At 39.1% G+C, this 3,739-nt stretch carries 4 protein-coding genes; all 4 read right to left on the bottom strand.

What is annotated here, in order from left to right:
- Positions 1-127: 127 nt before the first annotated feature.
- The 4 genes from BUB55_RS13610 to BUB55_RS13595 are packed head-to-tail and all read right to left on the bottom strand — an operon-like array spanning position 128 to position 3,182.
- Positions 128-946 carry a PDZ domain-containing protein gene (locus tag BUB55_RS13610; RefSeq protein ID WP_073192407.1) on the bottom strand — a complete coding sequence of 273 codons (819 nt, stop codon included), beginning with the start codon at positions 944-946 and terminating at the stop codon, positions 128-130.
- A gap of 10 nt (positions 947-956) precedes the next feature.
- Entirely contained in the window at positions 957-1,517 is a 561-nt protein-coding gene (locus BUB55_RS13605) for a hypothetical protein (protein ID WP_143153086.1), read from the bottom strand.
- A 10-nt stretch (positions 1,518-1,527) separates the two neighbouring features.
- A complete protein-coding gene (locus BUB55_RS13600) occupies positions 1,528-2,355 on the bottom strand; it encodes a DUF6345 domain-containing protein (protein WP_073192403.1) in 828 nt (275 codons plus the stop codon).
- Positions 2,352-3,182 carry a hypothetical protein gene (locus BUB55_RS13595; protein WP_073192402.1) on the bottom strand — a complete coding sequence of 277 codons (831 nt, stop codon included), beginning with the start codon at positions 3,180-3,182 and terminating at the stop codon, positions 2,352-2,354. The genes BUB55_RS13600 and BUB55_RS13595 overlap by 4 nt, the downstream gene beginning before the upstream one ends.
- Positions 3,183-3,739: the final 557 nt, after the last annotated feature.

The raw sequence follows: 3,739 nt of genomic DNA, 5'->3' as shown, positions 1-3,739 counted from the left end.
AAACGGGAACTGGAAAAGAGCAGAAAGAAAGGAAATGTAGCCTAAATCTGATGTTGGAACAAACTATTTTTGCGAAAAACCCTTGACACTACCCGAGGTTTTTCTTTTATTCCAAATTAATTTGAATCTATTTCAGCACAACATTTTTCCCGCTAATAGAACCGTTGTGCTCAATAGTCACCATGTAGCGACCACTCGGAACATTTTCGGAATTCCATTTCAGGGAATTGTAACCGGGCCGTGCATTCTCGCTAACAAGTGTTGCAACCACGGCACCATCGGCATCCATAATGGTGATTACAGCCTTGCCAGTAGATTTCAATTCAAAACCAACGGATGTTCGGCTAAGTCCCTTCAATGTTACAGAAGCATTCTTATTCAAATTAGGTTGCTTTATCTTGGGTGCAAACTCGTCCGCCTTTTCGACATAGATTCCGTTCAGTGACTTAGCGGAAACCTGCGACTCAGATTTCACCAAAGTTCCGTTTTGCAGCACGGCTACAAGTTGCTTGTTACTTTCTGTCGCGCTGGCGTATGTTTCAAGTTCCTGCGCATTAAATTCAGACTTGTCACCATACCAGGATTCGACATGTTCGCTCTCCAAATCCTTTACCGTAATTTGAGTGCGGCGAAGAGTTGCCGACAGCGTATCAACGCCACTTACAAAGGTAATCTCAAGCGGCTTGTTCTTTTGACCGCGAAGTTTCGCCTTCGACTCTTCGATAGACTTGCCTTTGAGCGATTCTCCATCGACTGCAATGATAACATCATTTGCTTGCAGTTTTGTTTCCGCAGCCGGTGTGCCGGGGATTACCTCTGCAACCTTAACGCCGTCGCGGACCTGGTAAATTGACACACCGATGCCACCGAAGGATTCGGAAGCAAGAAGCGAAGTCGTCAACAAAGCAATTGATATAAAGATCTTTTTTAAACCAATCTTTTTCATTTTTCACATCCTAAAGATTAAGACCTAAATTCTTTTTTACAGAAACAGGGAATGTATTACCATTTATCAAAATCTTATTGAATGAGATATCACCTTTTATCAGAATCTCAGCCCAATACATACATGATGACGTAACATCAAACGAACGATCTTTTTTGTCAATACTAAGTACTAAAGTATCGTCTTCGTATGAATACTCCAAATAGTCTGGCTTTTCTGCAGGCGGGCACTGTGTAACACCCAAAACACGAATTGTATAAAAAGCATCATTTCTTTGTTTTGCCTGCAGAGAATCAACCATTGTAGCTAAATCATTATATTCATAATGAGCAAAGCACGAATCTACAGAGAGCAACTCTACTACAATATGTTTATTTGATTGAACTTCACAAGTTGATTTTCCATTCAATTGAGCGATATATTGCGAATCACAAGGAGCTTTACTTTGTTGAAAATCAGCATTTATTCTCTCATTATTCTCATTCGATTGAACAATGTTTTTTTCGCCATCCGATGACGAGCAAGCCCCAAAAAAGAACAATATTCCAATAGCAAAAAATAACATTCTCATTTTTCCTCCATTATTCGTAATGCGGGTCACCAAGAGTTATCCATCTAGAACCAATACCTTCATAATCATCATTATAAAACACTGGTCCCTTATAGGCATTTAAGAATTTTTCCTCCCATGGATCAAAAAAATTACCATTTATATAACCATAGCGATATACAATTTTGGGTTCAATATCAAAACCTCCTTCTGTATGAATAATATTCATAACAGCTATATAATAGGCATCCCATATTTTTTGATTTCCATAAATCCATCGAACAGCAAAATTTTGATAACCTTTTGCAATAGTCAAATATCCGAATGTCAAAGAACTAACCCCCAAAATTGAATGGACCCCCTTAAACACCCCATCAAACCACGGCTCTTGATCGGAATATCCATTTCTAAATACGGTACAAGCACTCAGCCACGCCCAATATGTATTTCTAACCCCTATTCCAGGATTTGTATTAACCATATAGGAATATTGATTCCAAAGAGTAAACTTGTTTGGCAATCCATGACCATGATAGAATACAAAATTGTAGTTTTTTGCAGCCTGACTCAAAAAATTACTTGATGTGACATCAGCATCTTCAAAATAATTCAACGATAATGTTGTCGGAGTCGCCCCTGCTTGATAATAATTATGAGATAAATTCATCATTAACACACTTACATTTACAGCATACCTTAAAGAATCGGCAATTATAATAGACCAATTCATATTTCCAGCCCATGCATTTTCATAATTATTAATGGCATATGTAGTAAATGAGAAATTGAGCAATCGCCCTTGAGTAATGGAAAAAACGGACACAAAAGACAAAGCTATTGCCAAAATAAACTTTTTCATCTTTTCTCCTCTCTCTTCGAACAAATTTCAGGTTTAAACGCTTCTGATTTTGCAGGAAATTCATCAATATCAAAAGAAACGTATCGCATTGTTCCCGCATCATCATATTTTCCCAAATAAGTAATGCTAGGGACCAAAACATTTATTCCTATAGAATCTGTCATCATACGCCAACTCCGAACCGCTTTATACAATTCTCCACGCGTATTTTCTTTCGTTAGACTCTCACTAATTTCCGACATTTTCTGAGTAAGCATCGATTTATGCAATTGTTTCACATCAGTATTACGAGCCAAATTCTTTACAACTTTCTTTTCTGTTTGAATCCAACTATATTCTATCATCTTTAAATTAGAGAGAGCATCATAGAACATAAAAATATAGGCAGGACCTCTAACAAGATGCCCATGAACCAACTGATGCACCATAACTACCCCACCAACAATTTCTGAATGACCATTTCTTTGTTGGTGCTCAAATCCTACTCTAGTAATCTGACATGATTTAAAAACATCATTACCAAAAACATGCTTCAAGTCGTCCGCGACAAAGTTTCTCAAGACGCTTTCCTCTTGAAGTTTAATTTTTCTTGAACTAGAATTCAGCTGAACTACATATCGTCCATCAAATTCTTCAACAACAGCATTAACATTTAAAGAAAGTTTTTCTTTTCCAATAACTTCAAGAACCGTATAAGTGGAATCCACCGTATCTACGTCTTCCTGCAAAAAAGCATTTATTTGTTCCAAGACGGCTGGTTTTGAAACAAATTGAGCATGGATTAAAGAAATAGAAAAAACTAATATGACAAGATATAATTTCGGCATTCCATAGTCCTCTTCTATTATACTAACAATTTATTATATATTTTTTTCTTACAGAAATACATCTGTTCTAAAAAATTTATACAAGGCGTTTTTTTTTCGACTAATCAAATAGTGAAAAACTCATTGACTCAGCAAAAAGATGTTATCTCCGCCAAAAAAAGGGCGGGTGGGCGGGGCAAGCCAGGGCGTTGCGGGTGCGGCGTTTGAGCACCCGCTAGAAGGGGTAGCGGAAGACCCGCTTGGGCGGGATAGAGTAGTAAAGCCCGCTCAAGGCGGGCTTGACAATGGGTGGGGGCGGGGCTGGAGCGTGGGGGAGGCTTCCCCCTTTCTTTATAAAAAAACAAGAGCCAAGATCGCTCTCGACTCTCGTCTTTAACTTTGAAAGGAGATCCCCGCCTACGCGGGGATGACATCCTTGCGGCTTACAGGCTGATCAGCCCTTCGGTGTCCTTGCTCATCGCATCATAGAATGCGTAGCGGGCGTCCACTTCCTTCTGAAGGTCGTCAGCGAGCTTTCTAGCCACTTCCGGATTGTTACGGGTGAGCTGCTTGTAGCG

The organism is Fibrobacter sp. UWP2 (assembly GCF_900141705.1).
Lineage (GTDB): Bacteria > Fibrobacterota > Fibrobacteria > Fibrobacterales > Fibrobacteraceae > Fibrobacter.
The sequence above is the reverse complement of the archived record's forward strand: the minus strand, read 5'-3'. Positions and strand labels throughout refer to the sequence as shown.

Excerpts from the sequence above, each read along its gene's own strand:
- BUB55_RS13610 (WP_073192407.1), bottom strand. The coding sequence starts at position 946 with ATGAAAAAGATTGGTTTAAAAAAGATCTTTATATCAATTGCTTTGTTG.
- BUB55_RS13605 (WP_143153086.1), bottom strand. The coding sequence starts at position 1,517 with ATGAGAATGTTATTTTTTGCTATTGGAATATTGTTCTTTTTTGGGGCT.
- BUB55_RS13600 (WP_073192403.1), bottom strand. The coding sequence starts at position 2,355 with ATGAAAAAGTTTATTTTGGCAATAGCTTTGTCTTTTGTGTCCGTTTTT.
- BUB55_RS13595 (WP_073192402.1), bottom strand. The coding sequence starts at position 3,182 with ATGCCGAAATTATATCTTGTCATATTAGTTTTTTCTATTTCTTTAATC.